The organism is Streptomyces sp. TG1A-8 (assembly GCF_030499535.1).
GTDB lineage: Bacteria > Actinomycetota > Actinomycetes > Streptomycetales > Streptomycetaceae > Streptomyces.
The window spans coordinates 2,082,321-2,096,127 of record NZ_JASTLB010000001.1 but is presented as its reverse complement, the minus strand read 5'-3'; the positions used below and the strand labels follow the sequence as shown (position 1 = coordinate 2,096,127).

Sequence of the window (13,807 nt, the reverse complement as noted above, 5' to 3'; positions counted from 1 at the left end):
CTGTCGGGGGGAGTGCGGACGGGGAGAGCAGGCGGAGGAGTGCCCCGTGGGCGCGCGGCGCGGGCGGGCAGGGGGAGCGGGTGTCAGGACGCCGCGGGCGCCGGCCCCGAACTCGCCCGCACCGTCAGCTCGGGCGCGATCAGCACGATCTCGTCGCCGTCGCGCCCGTCCAGCTTGGCCACCAGGTGCTCCACGGCGTGCCGGCCCATCTCCTGGGCGGGGATGGCGACCGAGGTCAGTCGCACGGAGGCCTGCACGGCGACCTGGTCCGGGCAGACCGCCACCACGGACACGTCCTCGGGCACCGCCCGGCCCTGCTGGCGCAGCAGCGCGAGCAGCGGTTCCACCGCCGACTCGTTCTGCACGACGAGCCCGGTCGTGCCCGGGCGCTCGTCCGCGATCCGGGCCAGGGTCACCGCCAGCGCGTCGTACCCGCCCTCGCACGGCCGGTGCAGCACCCGGACGCCCGCTTCCCGGGCCCGGGAGCGCAGCCCGTCCAGGGTGCGCTCGGCGAAGCCGGTGTGCCGCTCGTAGACGGCCGGGGCCTCCCCGATGACAGCGATGTCACGGTGGCCGAGCCCCGCCAGGTGCTCCACGCACAGCGCGCCCGTCGCCGTCCAGTCCAGGTCGACGCAGGTGAGGGCGCCGGTCTCGGCGGGCAGACCGATCAGGACGGAGGGCCGGTCCGTGCCGCGCAGCAGCGGCAGCCGCTCGTCCTCCAGGCCGACGTCCATCACGATCATCCCGTCGGCGAGACCGCTGCCGGTGACCCGGCGGACCGCGTCGGGGCCCTCCTCGCCGGTGAGCAGCAGCACGTCGTACCCGTGCGCGCGGGCCGTGGTGGCCACCGCGATGGCGATCTCCATCATCACCGGCACGTAGAGGTCGGTGCGCAGGGGGATCATCAGCGCGATGATGTTCGACCGGCTGCTGGCCAGGGCGCGGGCGCCCGCGTTCGGGTGGTAGCCCAGTTCCCGGATGCTCCGCTCGACCCGCTGCCGGGTGGTGGTGGAGATGGACCGCTTGCCGCTGAGGACGTAGCTCACCGTGCTCGCCGAGACTCCGGCGTGCTGGGCGACCTCGGCGAGGGTGACCATCCGGCCCTCCAGGTTCGTGAAGCGCTTCGACCAGGCGCATGACCGACAACGGCGAGTGGGGGGGGGTACTGACAGTAGCTTCAGCCGCAGTGGGTGTCCATAGTCCGTCGAAGCGCTTCGACACTCCTCCCGTCCACCCGCACCCCCGCCGAGCGGCAGCACACACCCGCGGCCCGCGGCGGCGGGCCCTCGGCCGATCGGGCGCCCGCGGTGGCGGGGCCGGCCCGTCCCGGGTACCAACGAACCAGAGCACCGGTCGGTACGGAACGGTCCTCGTTCGTCCCTCCCCGCGGCGAGGTGAGCCCCCATGTCCGCCCCCACCACCCCACGCACCACCGTCACCGAGCGCGAGGCGCGCGAGGTGGCGGAGGCCGCCCGGGAACGGAACTGGCGCAAGCCCAGCTTCGCCAGGGAACTGTTCCTCGGGCGCTTCCGGCTCGACCTCATCCACCCCCATCCGCTCCCGGACCCCGAGTCCGTGCGCCGCGGCGAGGAGTTCCTCGCCCGGCTGCGGGCCTTCTGCGAGACGGCCGTCGACCCCGCCCGCATCGAGCGCGAGGCCCGCATCCCCGACGAGGTGGTCGCGGGCCTGAAGGAACTCGGCGCCCTCGGCATGAAGATCGACCCGGAGTACGGCGGCCTCGGCCTGAGCCAGCTCTACTACAACAAGGCCCTCGCGCTGGTCGGCTCCGTCAGCCCCGCCGTCGGCGCGCTGCTCTCCGCCCACCAGTCGATCGGCGTGCCGCAGCCGCTGAAGCTCTTCGGCACCCGGGAGCAGAAGGCCGCCTTCCTGCCGCGCTGCGCCCGCACCGACATCTCAGCCTTCCTCCTCACCGAGCCGGACGTCGGCTCCGACCCGGCCCGCCTGGCCACCACGGCCGTGCCCGACGGCGACGACTACGTCCTCGACGGGGTGAAACTGTGGACCACCAACGGCGTGGTCGCCGACCTGCTCGTCGTCATGGCGCGCGTGCCGCGGTCCGAGGGGCACCGGGGCGGCATCACCGCGTTCGTGGTGGAGGCCGGCTCCGAGGGCGTCACCGTGGAGCACCGCAACGCCTTCATGGGACTGCGGGGCCTGGAGAACGGCGTCACCCGCCTCCACCGGGTGCGGGTCCCGGCCGCCCACCGCATCGGCCCCGAGGGCGCGGGCCTGAAGATCGCGCTCACCACCCTCAACACCGGCCGGCTGTCCCTGCCCGCCATGTGCGCCGGCGCCGGCAAGTGGTGCCTGAGGATCGCCCGCGAATGGGCGGCCGAGCGTGAGCAGTGGGGCAAGCCGATCGCGCTGCACGAGGCGGTCGGCTCCAAGATCAGCTTCATCGCCGCGACGACGTTCGCGCTGGAGGCCGTGCTCGACCTATCCTCGCAGCTGGCCGACGAGGACCGCAACGACATCCGCATCGAGGCCGCCCTCGCCAAGCTCTACGGCTCGGAGGCGGCCTGGCGCATGGCCGACGAACTGGTCCAGATCCGCGGCGGACGCGGCTACGAGACCGCCGAGTCCCTGCGGGCGCGCGGCGAACGGGCGGTCCCGGCCGAGCAGCTGCTGCGGGACCTGCGCATCAACCGCATCTTCGAGGGCTCCACGGAGATCATGCACCTCCTCATCGCCCGCGAGGCGGTCGACACCCACCTCGCGGTCGCCGGCGACCTCATCGACCCCCGCACCTCCCTGCGGGAGAAGGCGAGGGCGGGTGCGCACGCGGGTGTCTTCTACGCCGGATGGCTGCCCCGGCTGGTCGCCGGACCGGGCCAGCTGCCCTCCTCGTACTCCGGGTTCCGGCACGGCAGGGACCTGTCCCGGCACCTGCGCCACGTCGAGCGGAGCGCCCGCAGACTGGCCCGCTGCACCTTCTACGGCATGTCCCGCTGGCAGGGTCGGATGGAGACCAGGCAGGGCTTCCTCGGACGGATCGTGGACATCGGCGCGGAGCTGTTCGCGATGAGCGCGGCCTGCGTCCGGGCCGAACGGCTGCGGAGCGAGGGCGAGCACGGCCGCGAGGCCTACCAACTCGCCGACGCCTTCTGCCGCCAGGCCCGCATCCGCGTCGAGGAGCTCTTCGGCCGCCTGTGGACCAACACCGACGACCTCGACCGCACGGTGGTCCGGGACGTCCTCGGCGGGGCCTACACCTGGCTGGAGGAGGGCATCGTCGACCCCTCGGGGGAGGGTCCGTGGATCGCGGACGCGACCCCCGGGCCCTCCGCGCACGAGAACGCCCGCCGCCCCTACGGCACTTAGCGGTACGGGTCGTGCGGATCCCGCACGGGGAAATCCCCCCGGGACGTCGTCCGCGCGTGCGTGTCCGGGCGGGTGCCCCGGCAGCGCGCGGCCGCCGGGGCACCCGCCCGGGGGACGCGCTGTTCTGGTGGCCGCCGCGTGCCGCCACAATGGGGGGATGACCGACAGTCCCGTCAGCCCCGCACCTCTCGCCGACCCGCACCTCGTGTACGACCCCCTCACGGGCGACGGCCCGAAGGACGTGGTGATCCTCGGCTCCACCGGGTCCATCGGCACCCAGGCCATCGACCTGGTGCTGCGCAACCCCGGCCGTTTCCGGGTCACCGCCCTCTCCGCGAACGGCGGTCGCACGGCCCTCCTCGCCGAGCAGGCCCACCGGTTGCGGGTGCGGACCGTCGCGGTCGCCCGCGAGGACGCCGTGCCGGCGCTGCGCGAGGCCCTGGCCGAGCGGTACGGCGCCGGGGAGCCGCTGCCCGACATACTCGCCGGGCCGGACGCGGCCCGCCAGGTCGCCGCCTCCGACTGCCACACGGTGCTCAACGGCATCACCGGTTCCATCGGCCTCGCCCCCACCCTCGCCGCGCTGGAGGCGGGCCGCACCCTCGCGCTCGCCAACAAGGAGTCGCTGATCGTCGGCGGCCCCCTGGTCAAGGCGCTCGCCAAGCCCGGGCAGATCATCCCGGTCGACTCCGAGCACGCCGCGCTCTTCCAGGCACTCGCCGCCGGCGCCCGCGCCGACGTGCGCAAGCTGGTCGTCACCGCCTCCGGCGGCCCCTTCCGCGGGCGCACCCGGCAGGAGCTGGCGGACGTCACCGTCGAGGACGCCCTGGCCCACCCCACCTGGGCGATGGGCCCGGTGATCACGATCAACTCGGCGACCCTGGTCAACAAGGGGCTGGAGGTCATCGAGGCCCACCTGCTCTACGACCTTCCCTTCGAACGCATCGAGGTCGTCGTCCACCCCCAGTCGTACGTGCACTCGATGGTCGAGTTCACCGACGGGTCCACGATCGCCCAGGCGACGCCCCCCGACATGCGCGGGCCGATCGCCATCGGTCTGGGCTGGCCCGAACGGGTTCCGGACGCGGCGCCCGCCTTCGACTGGAGCAAGGCCTCGACCTGGGAGTTCCTCCCCCTGGACAACGAGGCCTTCCCCTCGGTGAACCTCGCCCGGCACGTGGGGCGGCTCGCGGGCACGGCCCCGGCGGTGTTCAATGCCGCCAACGAGGAGTGCGTCGAGGCCTTCCGCAGCGGTGCGCTGCCCTTCAACGGCATCATGGAGACCGTCACCCGGGTCGTGGAGGAGCACGGCACCCCGGTCACGGGAACTTCGCTGACCGTGTCGGACGTCCTCGAAGCGGAGACCTGGGCCCGGGCCCGGGCCCGCGAACTGACAGCCACGACGGCGACCGCGGAGGCGCGTGCATGACGACCCTGATGTTCATCCTCGGCATAGTGGTCTTCGCGGTCGGCCTGCTCGTCTCCATCGCGTGGCACGAGCTGGGACACCTGTCCACGGCCAAGCTCTTCGGCATCCGTGTCCCGCAGTACATGGTCGGCTTCGGCCCGACCGTCTGGTCGCGCACCAAGGGCGACACCGAGTACGGCGTCAAGGCCGTCCCGCTCGGCGGCTACATCCGCATGATCGGCATGTTCCCGCCCGACGGCTCGGGCCGGGTCACCGCCCGCTCCACCTCCCCGTGGCGCGGCATGATCGAGGACGCCCGCACGGCCGCCTACGAGGAGCTGAAACCGGGTGACGAGACGCGCATGTTCTACACGCGCAAGCCCTGGAAGCGCGTCATCGTCATGTTCGCGGGCCCCTTCATGAACCTGGTCCTCGCGGTCGCCCTGTTCCTCACCGTGCTCATGGGCTTCGGCATCCAGCAGCAGACCACCACCGTCGCCTCCGTCTCGCCCTGTGTCATCGCGCAGAGCCAGAACCGGGACACCTGCAGGAAGTCCGACCCCGCGTCCCCCGCCGCGGACGCCGGCATCCGCAGGCGCGACAGGATCGTCTCCTTCGACGGCCGGCCGACCGGGGACTGGAACACGCTGTCCGACCTCATCCGCGACAGCGCCGGCAAGACCGTCCCGATCGTCGTCGACCGGGACGGACGGCGGCTCACCCTGCACGCGACGATCGCCACCAACCTGGTCACCAGGAAGGACTCCAGCGGCAACTACGTCAAGGGCTACGTCAAGGCCGGCTTCCTCGGCTTCAGCGCCGCCACCGGCGTCACCAGGCTGGACCTCGGCGACTCGGTGACCTGGATGACCGAGCGGGTCGGCGACGCCGTCGACTCCCTCGCCGCCCTGCCCGGCAAGATCCCCGCCCTGTGGGACGCGGCCTTCGGCGACGGCCCGCGCGAGCCGGACTCCCCGATGGGCATCGTCGGCGCGGCCCGCGTCACCGGCGAGATCGCCACCCTGGACATCCCCGCCTCCCAGCAGGTGGCGATGTTCGTGATGCTGCTCGCCGGCTTCAACCTCTCCCTGTTCCTGTTCAACATGCTCCCGCTGCTCCCGCTGGACGGCGGGCACATCGCGGGCGCCCTGTGGGAGTCGCTGCGGCGCGGTGTGGCCCGGGTGCTGCGCCGACCGGACCCCGGTCCGTTCGACGTGGCCAAGCTGATGCCGGTGGCCTACGTGGTGGCCGGGATCTTCGTCTGCTTCACGCTCCTGGTGCTCGTCGCGGACGTCGTCAACCCGGTGAAGATCTCCTAGCCGCCCGGTGTCCGAGGCGGCCCGGAACCCGTGCGTTCCGGGCCGCCTCCCATCGGGTGGGTCCGCCGGGTGGGAAGTGCCCGGGCACCGGCCGGTGCCGTAATCTCGAAGCCTGGAGCCCGGCGTCCACGGGACCGGACCTTGATCCACGACTTGGGGTTGCACAGCAGATGACTGCGATTTCTCTCGGCATGCCGTCCGTTCCGACCAAACTCGCCGAGCGCCGCAAGAGCCGGCAGATCCAGGTCGGGTCCGTGGCGGTCGGCGGCGACGCCCCGGTCTCGGTCCAGTCGATGACCACGACCCGCACGTCCGACATCGGTGCGACCCTCCAGCAGATCGCCGAGCTGACCGCCTCCGGCTGCCAGATCGTCCGCGTCGCCTGCCCCACCCAGGACGACGCCGACGCCCTCGCGACCATCGCCCGCAAGTCGCAGATCCCGGTCATCGCGGACATCCACTTCCAGCCGAAGTACGTCTTCGCCGCCATCGAGGCCGGCTGCGCGGCCGTGCGCGTCAACCCGGGCAACATCAAGCAGTTCGACGACAAGGTCAAGGAGATCGCCCAGGCCGCCAAGGACCACGGCACCCCGATCCGCATCGGTGTCAACGCCGGTTCGCTGGACAAGCGCCTGCTGCAGAAGTACGGCAGGGCCACCCCGGAGGCGCTGGTCGAGTCGGCCCTGTGGGAGGCGTCCCTGTTCGAGGAGCACGGCTTCCGGGACATCAAGATCTCCGTCAAGCACAACGACCCGGTCGTGATGATCGAGGCCTACCGGCAGCTCGCCGAGCAGTGCGACTACCCGCTGCACCTGGGCGTCACCGAGGCCGGCCCCGCCTTCCAGGGCACGATCAAGTCGGCCGTCGCCTTCGGCGCCCTGCTCTCCCAGGGCATCGGCGACACCATCCGCGTCTCCCTGTCGGCCCCGCCCGCCGAGGAGGTCAAGGTCGGCCTGCAGATCCTGCAGTCGCTGGGCCTGCGCCAGCGCGGCCTGGAGATCGTCTCCTGCCCCTCCTGCGGCCGGGCCCAGGTCGACGTCTACAAGCTCGCCGAAGAGGTCACCGCGGGCCTGACCGGCATGGAGGTCCCGCTGCGCGTGGCCGTCATGGGCTGCGTCGTCAACGGCCCCGGCGAGGCCCGCGAGGCCGACCTCGGCGTCGCCTCCGGCAACGGCAAGGGCCAGATCTTCGTCAAGGGCGAGGTCATCAAGACCGTCCCCGAGTCGAAGATCGTCGAGACCCTGATCGAGGAGGCCATGAAGCTCGCCGAGCAGATGGAGGCCGACGGCGTCACCTCCGGCGAGCCGTCCGTCTCCGTCGCCGGCTGAGTCCGGTCCCTTCCGCGCCGCCGCCCCCACGGGGGCGGCGCCGCACACGTTCGCCGGGTACAGTGCGGGGATCAGCAGAACCCCAGGGTGAGGCCCCGCACGTGTTGACCCAGACAACCTCCCGGGTGCTCGAACCGAGCGACCTCGGCGCCGCGCTCGCCGTCCTCGACCGCGAGCCGGTCGTCAACGCCTTCGTGGCCTCCCGGATCCTGGTGGCCGGCCTCGACCCCTGGCGTCTGGGCGGCGAGATGTGGGGCTGGTACGAGGACGGCATGCTCACCTCCCTGTGCTACGCGGGCGCCAACCTCGTGCCCATCTGCGCCACTGCGCGCGCCGTCCGCGCCTTCGCCGACCGGGCCCGCCGGGCCGGCCGCCGCTGCTCCTCCATCGTCGGCCCCGCCGAGGCCACCGCCGAGCTGTGGCGCCTGCTCGAACCGCACTGGGGACCGGCCCGCGAGGTCCGCGCCCGCCAGCCCCTGATGGTCACCGACCGCGTGCCCGCCGACATCGCCCCGGACCCCTACGTCCGCCGCGTCCGCAAGGACGAGATGGAGACGATCATGCCGGCCTGCGTGGCGATGTTCACCGAGGAGGTCGGCGTCTCCCCGCTGGCCGGCGACGGCGGCCTGCTGTACCAGGCCCGCGTCGCCGAACTCATCGGCTCCGGCCGCTCCTTCGCCCGCATCGACGAACGCGGCAAGGTCGCCTTCAAGGCGGAGATCGGCGCGGCCACGGCCCACGCCTGCCAGATCCAGGGCGTGTGGGTCGCGCCCGAGTACCGGGGCAGGGGCCTGGCGGCGCCGGGCATGGCGGCGGTGATCCGCTACGCGCTCGCGGACGTGGCCCCGGTGGTGAGCCTGTACGTCAACGACTTCAACACGGCGGCGCGGCGCACCTACCGGCGCGTGGGCTTCCAGGAGGTCGGGGCCTTCATGAGCGTCCTCTTCTGACCACCGCGGGGACCACCGCGCGGACGGCCGGCCCGAAGGCGCGCGCGAACGGTTAGCTGTGCCGCCGCCCCGCGCGGGCGCGGGGCGGCCATGACCGTCCCGCCCCCGCCGTCGCCCGCAACGGCCCTGTACGCTCCCCAGCATGGACCTCGTGATCGGCCCCCTGGACCTCTCAGCCCACGTGGACGAGGCCTTGGCGGTACAAGCGGTGGCCTTCGGGCTGGGCCCCGACGAAGTCGCCGTGCGCCGACAGATCGTCCAGCGCCACATGCAGTACCCCGGCGCGAGAGCCCTCGGCGCCACCGTCCGGGGGCGCCTGGCCGGGTTCGTCTACGGCATGCCCAACTCCCGCACCCACTGGTGGTCCACGGTCGTGGAGCCCTACCTCCGCGCCCGGGACAACGACTCCTGGCTGGACGACTCCTTCGTCATCACCGAGTTGCACGTCCACCCCGACCACCAGAACCGGGGCATCGGCCGGCGCCTGATCACCACCATCACGGACGACGCGAGCGAACCCCGCTCGATCCTCTCCGCGATCGACACCGACAGCCCGGCCCGCGGCCTCTACCACTCCCTCGGCTACGTCGACCTGGCCCGCCAGGTGCACTTCCCGAGCGCCCCCAGGCCGTACGCCGTGATGGGCGCCCCCCTGCCGCTGCGCCGGGCCCCGGCCGATTTCCTCCGCAACAGCCCGCCCGGTTAACCTCCGGTGACATCACCCTTGTCCGGCAGGAGTAGGAAACCATGGCGAACGCACCGGTCCAGCGCATGTCCCAGTTGCTGGTGAAGACACTGCGTGACGACCCGGCGGACGCCGAGGTCCTCAGCCACAAGCTCCTCGTCCGCGCCGGTTACGTCCGCCGCACCGCCGCCGGCCTCTGGTCCTGGCTGCCCCTGGGCAGGAAGGTCCTCGCCAACGTCGAGCGCGTCGTCCGCGAGGAGATGGACGCCATCGGCGCCCAGGAGGTGCTGCTCCCCGCCCTGCTGCCGCGCGAGCCCTACGACGCGACCGGCCGCTGGGACGAGTACGGCGGCGAGCTGTTCCGCCTGAAGGACCGCAAGGGCGGCGACTACCTCCTCGGCCCGACCCACGAGGAGATCTTCACCCTGCTGGTCAAGGACCAGGCGTCCTCCTACAAGGACCTGCCGGTGATCCTCTACCAGATCCAGAACAAGTACCGGGACGAGGCCCGCCCCCGGGCCGGCATCCTGCGCGGCCGCGAGTTCCTCATGAAGGACTCGTACTCCTTCGACCTGGCCGACGAGGGCCTCGACCGGTCCTACGCCCTGCACCGCGAGGCCTACCAGCGCATCTTCCAGCGCCTGGGTCTGGACTACCGCATCTGCGCGGCCACCGCCGGCGCGATGGGCGGCTCCAGGTCCGAGGAGTTCCTGGCCCCGGCCGAGGCGGGCGAGGACGTCTTCGCGGACTGCCCGAACTGCGACTTCGCCGCCAACACCGAGGCGGTCACCTACGAGCCGCAGCCCGTCGACGGCTCGGCCGTCCCCGCGCTCGAGGAGATCCCCACCCCCGACACCCCGACCATCGAGACCCTGGCCGCCGCCCTCGGCGTCCCGGCCGCCGCCACGCTGAAGAACCTGCTGGTCAAGGTCGACGGCGAAATCGTGGCCGTCGGGGTGCCCGGCGACCGCGAGGTCGACATGGACAAGGTCGAGGCCCACTTCGCCCCGGCCGTCGTGGAACTGGTCACCGCCGAGGACTTCGCCGGCCGCGCCGACCTGGTCCGCGGCTACGTCGGCCCGCAGGGCCTGGGCGAGAAGGTCACCTACATCGCCGACCCGCGCGTGGCCCCCGGCACCTCCTGGATCACGGGCGCCAACAAGGAGCACACGCACGCCAGGAACGTCGTCGCCGGCCGCGACTTCGAGGTCGACGCCTACGTGGACGTGGTCGTCGTGCAGGAGGGCGACCCCTGCCCGAAGTGCGGCGCCGCCCTGCGGCTGGACCGCGCCATCGAGATCGGCCACATCTTCCAGCTGGGCCGCAAGTACGCCGACGCGCTCAAGCTCGACGTCCTCGGCCACAACGGCAAGCCCGTCCGCGTCACCATGGGCTCCTACGGCGTCGGCGTCTCCCGCGCCGTCGCCGCCCTCGCCGAGCAGACCGCCGACGAGCAGGGTCTGTGCTGGCCCAGGGAAATCGCCCCGGCCGACGTGCACGTGGTCGCCGCCGGCAAGGCCCTGCAGACCGAGGTGGCGCTCGACGTGGCCGGGAAGCTGGCCGCCGCGGGCGTCCGCGTCCTGGTGGACGACCGGTCCGGCGTCTCCCCGGGGGTGAAGTTCACCGATGCCGAGCTGATCGGCGTCCCGCAGATCCTGGTGGCCGGCCGCCGCTCGGGCGAGGGCGTGCTGGAGCTGAAGGACCGCAGGACCGGCGAGCGCGAGGAGCTGACCGTCGAGGAGGCCGTCGCCCGTCTCACCGCCTGAGGAAGGCTCACCGGGGGGCGCGGCCCGGGCCTCGCCCCGCCACGCCCCCCGGCGGCCGCCGGGGGGCGACATCGGCCCGGTGGCCGCGTCGCCGCCGCCGTGCGGCCCGTCCCGGTGGTGCGGCTCCCGTGCCCGGACCGGCAGGACGCGCCCGCAGGGGCGCGGCAGGACGGTGCGCCGGGCCCGCACGCTCACCCGCGGCGAACCACGCCCTGCTGCCTCCCCCCGAACCCGGCCCCTGGCCCGGCCTAGAGCCACCCGGCGAACTCCAGCAGCAACTCCGCGTCCCCCGGCCGCCCCACGCGCAGCGCCCGCACGCCGGACTCCACCGCCCGGAACAACGTCCAGCCCCGCAGCCGCTCCTGGTCCACCTCCAGCGACTCCGCGAGCCGCTTGATCCGGCGCCGCGTGGTCGCCGCTCCGGACGCCGTGGCGATCAGGTCCTCCACCCGGTCCCGCACCAGCCGCGCCAGATCGAACGCGCACTCGCCGACCACCGGGTCCGGGCCCACCGCGAGCCACGGCATCCGATCCCCGGCCAGCACCTTGCTCTGCCGGAACGTGCCGTGCAGCAGAAGGTGTTCGGGCGGCGCGGCCAGCAGCTCCGCGCGGGCCGCGAGGGCCGCGTCCACCAGCGCCGCCGCCTCCGCGAAGGCCTCGGCATCCGCCCGCATCGCCGCCGCCTGCCGACCGGTCCGCTCCGCCACCGTCTCGAACTCCCGGTCGCCCGGCGGCTCCACCCACAGCCGGCGCAGCGTCCCCGCCGCCTCCAGCAGCGCCTTCGCCTCCGGCAGCGACCGCACCGACACGTCCGGGTGCAGCCGCTCCAGCAGCAGCACCCCCTCGGCGGCGTCCGGGCCGTCCGCCTCCAGCAACTGGACGGCGCCCAGGCCGCCCCAGTGCGCCAGCGCCGCCCGCTCGGCCTCCGGCCGCGCCCGGGCCGGCGCCAGCTTCAGCACCGCCGGAGCGCCGTCCGCCCGCCGCACCAGCACCACCAGGCTGCTGCGCCCGCCCGGCACCTGGACCCGCTCCACGGTCAACGCGCGCCGGGCGAGCGCCCGTTCGGCCGTCCCGGGCAGCCCGGCCAGCCAGTCGCCCCCGGCCGGTGCCGTCTCACCGAGCGCCCGCAACAGGCGCCTCGGCGGTTCGAAAGCCATGCGCGAGCCGCTCCCTTCCTCCTGGTCCGTCCGGTCCCGCCGGCTCTTCCGGGCCCGCCGCACGGGCGCCGCCGTGCCGTTCCCCGCCGGTGTCAGCCCGCCGGGGACGCGATGCCCGAGGGGGCGGTCGTCCCGGACGTGCCGGCCCGGCCGGCGGCCTCACCGGCCCGCTCGGCGAGCCCAGGGAAGGCTACGCTCTCCCCGCTCCAGCGCACCGCCCGCACCGCCGCCTCGCGCAGCGCCGAGGCGGCGAAGCCGCGCCGCGCCCCGGTCGTCGCCCGCACCAGGTCCGAGTAGACCCCGGCCACCCGCTCCTCCAGTTCCGCGGCCAGCCGCGTCGCGGCCGCCGCATCCGGCACCGGGTACGGCAGCGCGTACGCGGCGCTCGCGGCGACCGGCCGTCCGCCCAGGTCGCGCACCTCGCGCACCAGCGCGTCCCGGCGGGCCCGGTGGGCGTCGTACGCCGCCCGCGCCTCGGACCGGCGGGGCCCGCCGATCCGCCCGCCGACCACGCCGTAGCCGTACACCGCGGCGTGCTCCGCCGCCAGCGCCGCCTGCAGGGCCGTCAGCTCCCCGTTGTCCGTCCCGTCGCTCACTTCGCCCCCTCGGCCAGCAGGTACGCGTGAGCCGCCCCGGACGCCGCCACCGAGGCCAGCAGCCGGGCCAGCTCGCCCTCCGCGTCCAGCAGGGCCTTCGCCCGCCGGTCGGCGAGGGACCGCTCGGCGGCGGCCAGCGCGGCGAGGGCGTCGTTCCCGTCGGTGGGCACGGGTGCCGCGGACGGCGCGGACGGCGCGGCGGCCGTGGCCGCGGTGGGGGAGGTGGGGGAGGGCGCGGCCGTGGCGCCGCCGAACGCCGCCGCGTGCGCCGCCACCTGCGCCCGCAGCGGACGCAGCCGCTCCGCCAGGACCGGGTGCGCGGCGAGCACGGCGTCGTAGCGCGCCAGCAACTCCGCGCTGTCCCGGGCCGCTCGCGCGCGGGCCCGGGCGGACGCCGACGGACCGCCGCCGCTGCCCCCGTCGTCGGGGTCCGCCGAGCAGCCCACGAGCAGGGCGGCCCCGGCGGCCGAGGCCAGCAGGGATCTTCTGCGCGGCCCCAAGGGGGCGCGCGGCGGCGGGGGGTACGGCACTGCAGACGTCCTCGGGGCACTCGTACGAAAGAAAGACCGGCGACGGGCGGTACGCCGTGATCACCGTACCCGCGCACCCGACCGGCACCGCTCACCGGCACCGTCGCCGCCACCGTGCGTACACGGGTGGACGGCAACACCCCTTGCGACCGGATACCCTTTGACCAGACACGCGACCCATCCCACAACAGCACACGCGGCCGAGGAGTCACCCGGATGAGCACCACCCAGAGCGAGAGGCTGCGAGAGCTGCTCGAACCGCTCGTCACCTCCCAGGGGCTGGACCTCGAGGAGATCGCCGTGGACTCCGTCGGACGCAAGCGGGTGCTGCGCGTCGTCGTCGACTCCGACACCGGAGCGGACCTGGACCGGATCGCCGATGTGAGCCGCGCGCTCTCGGCGAAGCTCGACGAGACCAACGCGATGGGTGACGACGCGTACGACCTGGAGGTCGGAACCCCCGGCGCGGAGCGCCTCCTCACCGAGCACCGGCACTTCGTGCGCGCCACCGACCGGCTCGTGAAGTTCCAACTGGCCGAGGGCGGGGAACTGGTCGCACGGATCCTGGCGGTCGACGACGCGGGTCTGGACGTCGAGGTCCCCGGGGTGAAGGGCCGCAGGGCGACCACCCGCAGACTCGGCTTCCCGGAGATCGCCAGGGCTCGCGTGCAGGTCGAGTTCAACCGCAAGGACAAGAAGGACATGAAGGAAGAGGAGGAGGCGTAG

General features: G+C 73.7%; 12 protein-coding genes. 8 read left to right on the top strand and 4 right to left on the bottom strand.

What is annotated here, in order from left to right; translation table 11 throughout:
- Positions 1–83: 83 nt before the first annotated feature.
- Positions 84–1,097 carry a LacI family DNA-binding transcriptional regulator gene (locus tag QQY24_RS08625; protein ID WP_301972084.1) on the bottom strand — a complete coding sequence of 338 codons (1,014 nt, stop codon included), beginning with the start codon at positions 1,095–1,097 and terminating at the stop codon, positions 84–86.
- Between the two features lie 307 nt (positions 1,098–1,404).
- On the opposite strand from QQY24_RS08625, the gene QQY24_RS08620 reads away from it, so the two are divergent.
- The 7 genes from QQY24_RS08620 (at position 1,405) to QQY24_RS08590 (ending at position 10,798) form a co-directional block, all read left to right on the top strand.
- Positions 1,405–3,342, top strand: a complete 1,938-nt coding sequence (locus tag QQY24_RS08620) for an acyl-CoA dehydrogenase family protein (protein ID WP_301972083.1) — start codon at positions 1,405–1,407, stop codon at positions 3,340–3,342.
- Between the two features lie 157 nt (positions 3,343–3,499).
- On the top strand, positions 3,500–4,771 hold the full coding sequence (gene dxr / locus QQY24_RS08615; protein ID WP_301972082.1) for a 1-deoxy-D-xylulose-5-phosphate reductoisomerase: 1,272 nt from the start codon (positions 3,500–3,502) through the stop codon (positions 4,769–4,771).
- Positions 4,768–6,069, top strand: a complete 1,302-nt coding sequence (locus tag QQY24_RS08610) for an RIP metalloprotease (RefSeq protein ID WP_301972081.1) — start codon at positions 4,768–4,770, stop codon at positions 6,067–6,069. The genes dxr and QQY24_RS08610 overlap by 4 nt, the downstream gene beginning before the upstream one ends.
- Positions 6,070–6,239: 170 nt before the next feature.
- Positions 6,240–7,397: a flavodoxin-dependent (E)-4-hydroxy-3-methylbut-2-enyl-diphosphate synthase gene (ispG, locus tag QQY24_RS08605; protein WP_301972080.1), complete on the top strand. Its 1,158-nt coding sequence runs from the start codon at positions 6,240–6,242 to the stop codon at positions 7,395–7,397.
- A 101-nt stretch (positions 7,398–7,498) separates the two neighbouring features.
- Positions 7,499–8,347 (top strand): GNAT family N-acetyltransferase, encoded by an 849-nt coding sequence (locus tag QQY24_RS08600; RefSeq protein WP_301972079.1) that lies wholly within the window; start codon positions 7,499–7,501, stop codon positions 8,345–8,347.
- Positions 8,348–8,489: 142 nt separating this feature from the next.
- Positions 8,490–9,053 (top strand): GNAT family N-acetyltransferase, encoded by a 564-nt coding sequence (locus tag QQY24_RS08595; RefSeq protein WP_301972077.1) that lies wholly within the window; start codon positions 8,490–8,492, stop codon positions 9,051–9,053.
- A 41-nt stretch (positions 9,054–9,094) separates the two neighbouring features.
- Entirely contained in the window at positions 9,095–10,798 is a 1,704-nt protein-coding gene (locus QQY24_RS08590; protein WP_301972075.1) for a proline--tRNA ligase, read from the top strand.
- Between the two features lie 248 nt (positions 10,799–11,046).
- Here the strand turns inward: QQY24_RS08590 and QQY24_RS08585 are convergent, their stop codons facing one another.
- The 3 genes from QQY24_RS08585 to QQY24_RS08575 all read right to left on the bottom strand — a co-directional run bounded on the left by QQY24_RS08585 (position 11,047) and on the right by QQY24_RS08575 (position 13,081).
- Positions 11,047–11,955, bottom strand: coding sequence for an aminoglycoside phosphotransferase family protein (locus QQY24_RS08585; protein ID WP_301972073.1), 909 nt, complete (start codon positions 11,953–11,955; stop codon positions 11,047–11,049).
- Between the two features lie 92 nt (positions 11,956–12,047).
- Positions 12,048–12,551, bottom strand: coding sequence for a ferritin-like domain-containing protein (locus QQY24_RS08580; protein ID WP_301972072.1), 504 nt, complete (start codon positions 12,549–12,551; stop codon positions 12,048–12,050).
- Positions 12,548–13,081, bottom strand: coding sequence for a hypothetical protein (locus tag QQY24_RS08575; RefSeq protein WP_301972071.1), 534 nt, complete (start codon positions 13,079–13,081; stop codon positions 12,548–12,550). The genes QQY24_RS08580 and QQY24_RS08575 overlap by 4 nt, the downstream gene beginning before the upstream one ends.
- Positions 13,082–13,297: 216 nt before the next feature.
- Here QQY24_RS08575 and rimP point away from each other — a divergent pair, with 216 nt between their 5' ends.
- Positions 13,298–13,807 carry a ribosome maturation factor RimP gene (gene rimP / locus QQY24_RS08570; RefSeq protein WP_301972070.1) on the top strand — a complete coding sequence of 170 codons (510 nt, stop codon included), beginning with the start codon at positions 13,298–13,300 and terminating at the stop codon, positions 13,805–13,807.

Excerpts from the sequence above, each read along its gene's own strand:
- QQY24_RS08610 (WP_301972081.1), top strand. The coding sequence starts at position 4,768 with ATGACGACCCTGATGTTCATCCTCGGCATAGTGGTCTTCGCGGTCGGC.
- QQY24_RS08595 (WP_301972077.1), top strand. The coding sequence starts at position 8,490 with ATGGACCTCGTGATCGGCCCCCTGGACCTCTCAGCCCACGTGGACGAG.
- QQY24_RS08625 (WP_301972084.1), bottom strand. The coding sequence starts at position 1,097 with ATGGTCACCCTCGCCGAGGTCGCCCAGCACGCCGGAGTCTCGGCGAGC.
- QQY24_RS08585 (WP_301972073.1), bottom strand. The coding sequence starts at position 11,955 with ATGGCTTTCGAACCGCCGAGGCGCCTGTTGCGGGCGCTCGGTGAGACG.
- ispG (WP_301972080.1), top strand. The coding sequence starts at position 6,240 with ATGACTGCGATTTCTCTCGGCATGCCGTCCGTTCCGACCAAACTCGCC.
- QQY24_RS08620 (WP_301972083.1), top strand. The coding sequence starts at position 1,405 with ATGTCCGCCCCCACCACCCCACGCACCACCGTCACCGAGCGCGAGGCG.
- rimP (WP_301972070.1), top strand. The coding sequence starts at position 13,298 with ATGAGCACCACCCAGAGCGAGAGGCTGCGAGAGCTGCTCGAACCGCTC.
- dxr (WP_301972082.1), top strand. The coding sequence starts at position 3,500 with ATGACCGACAGTCCCGTCAGCCCCGCACCTCTCGCCGACCCGCACCTC.
- QQY24_RS08590 (WP_301972075.1), top strand. The coding sequence starts at position 9,095 with ATGGCGAACGCACCGGTCCAGCGCATGTCCCAGTTGCTGGTGAAGACA.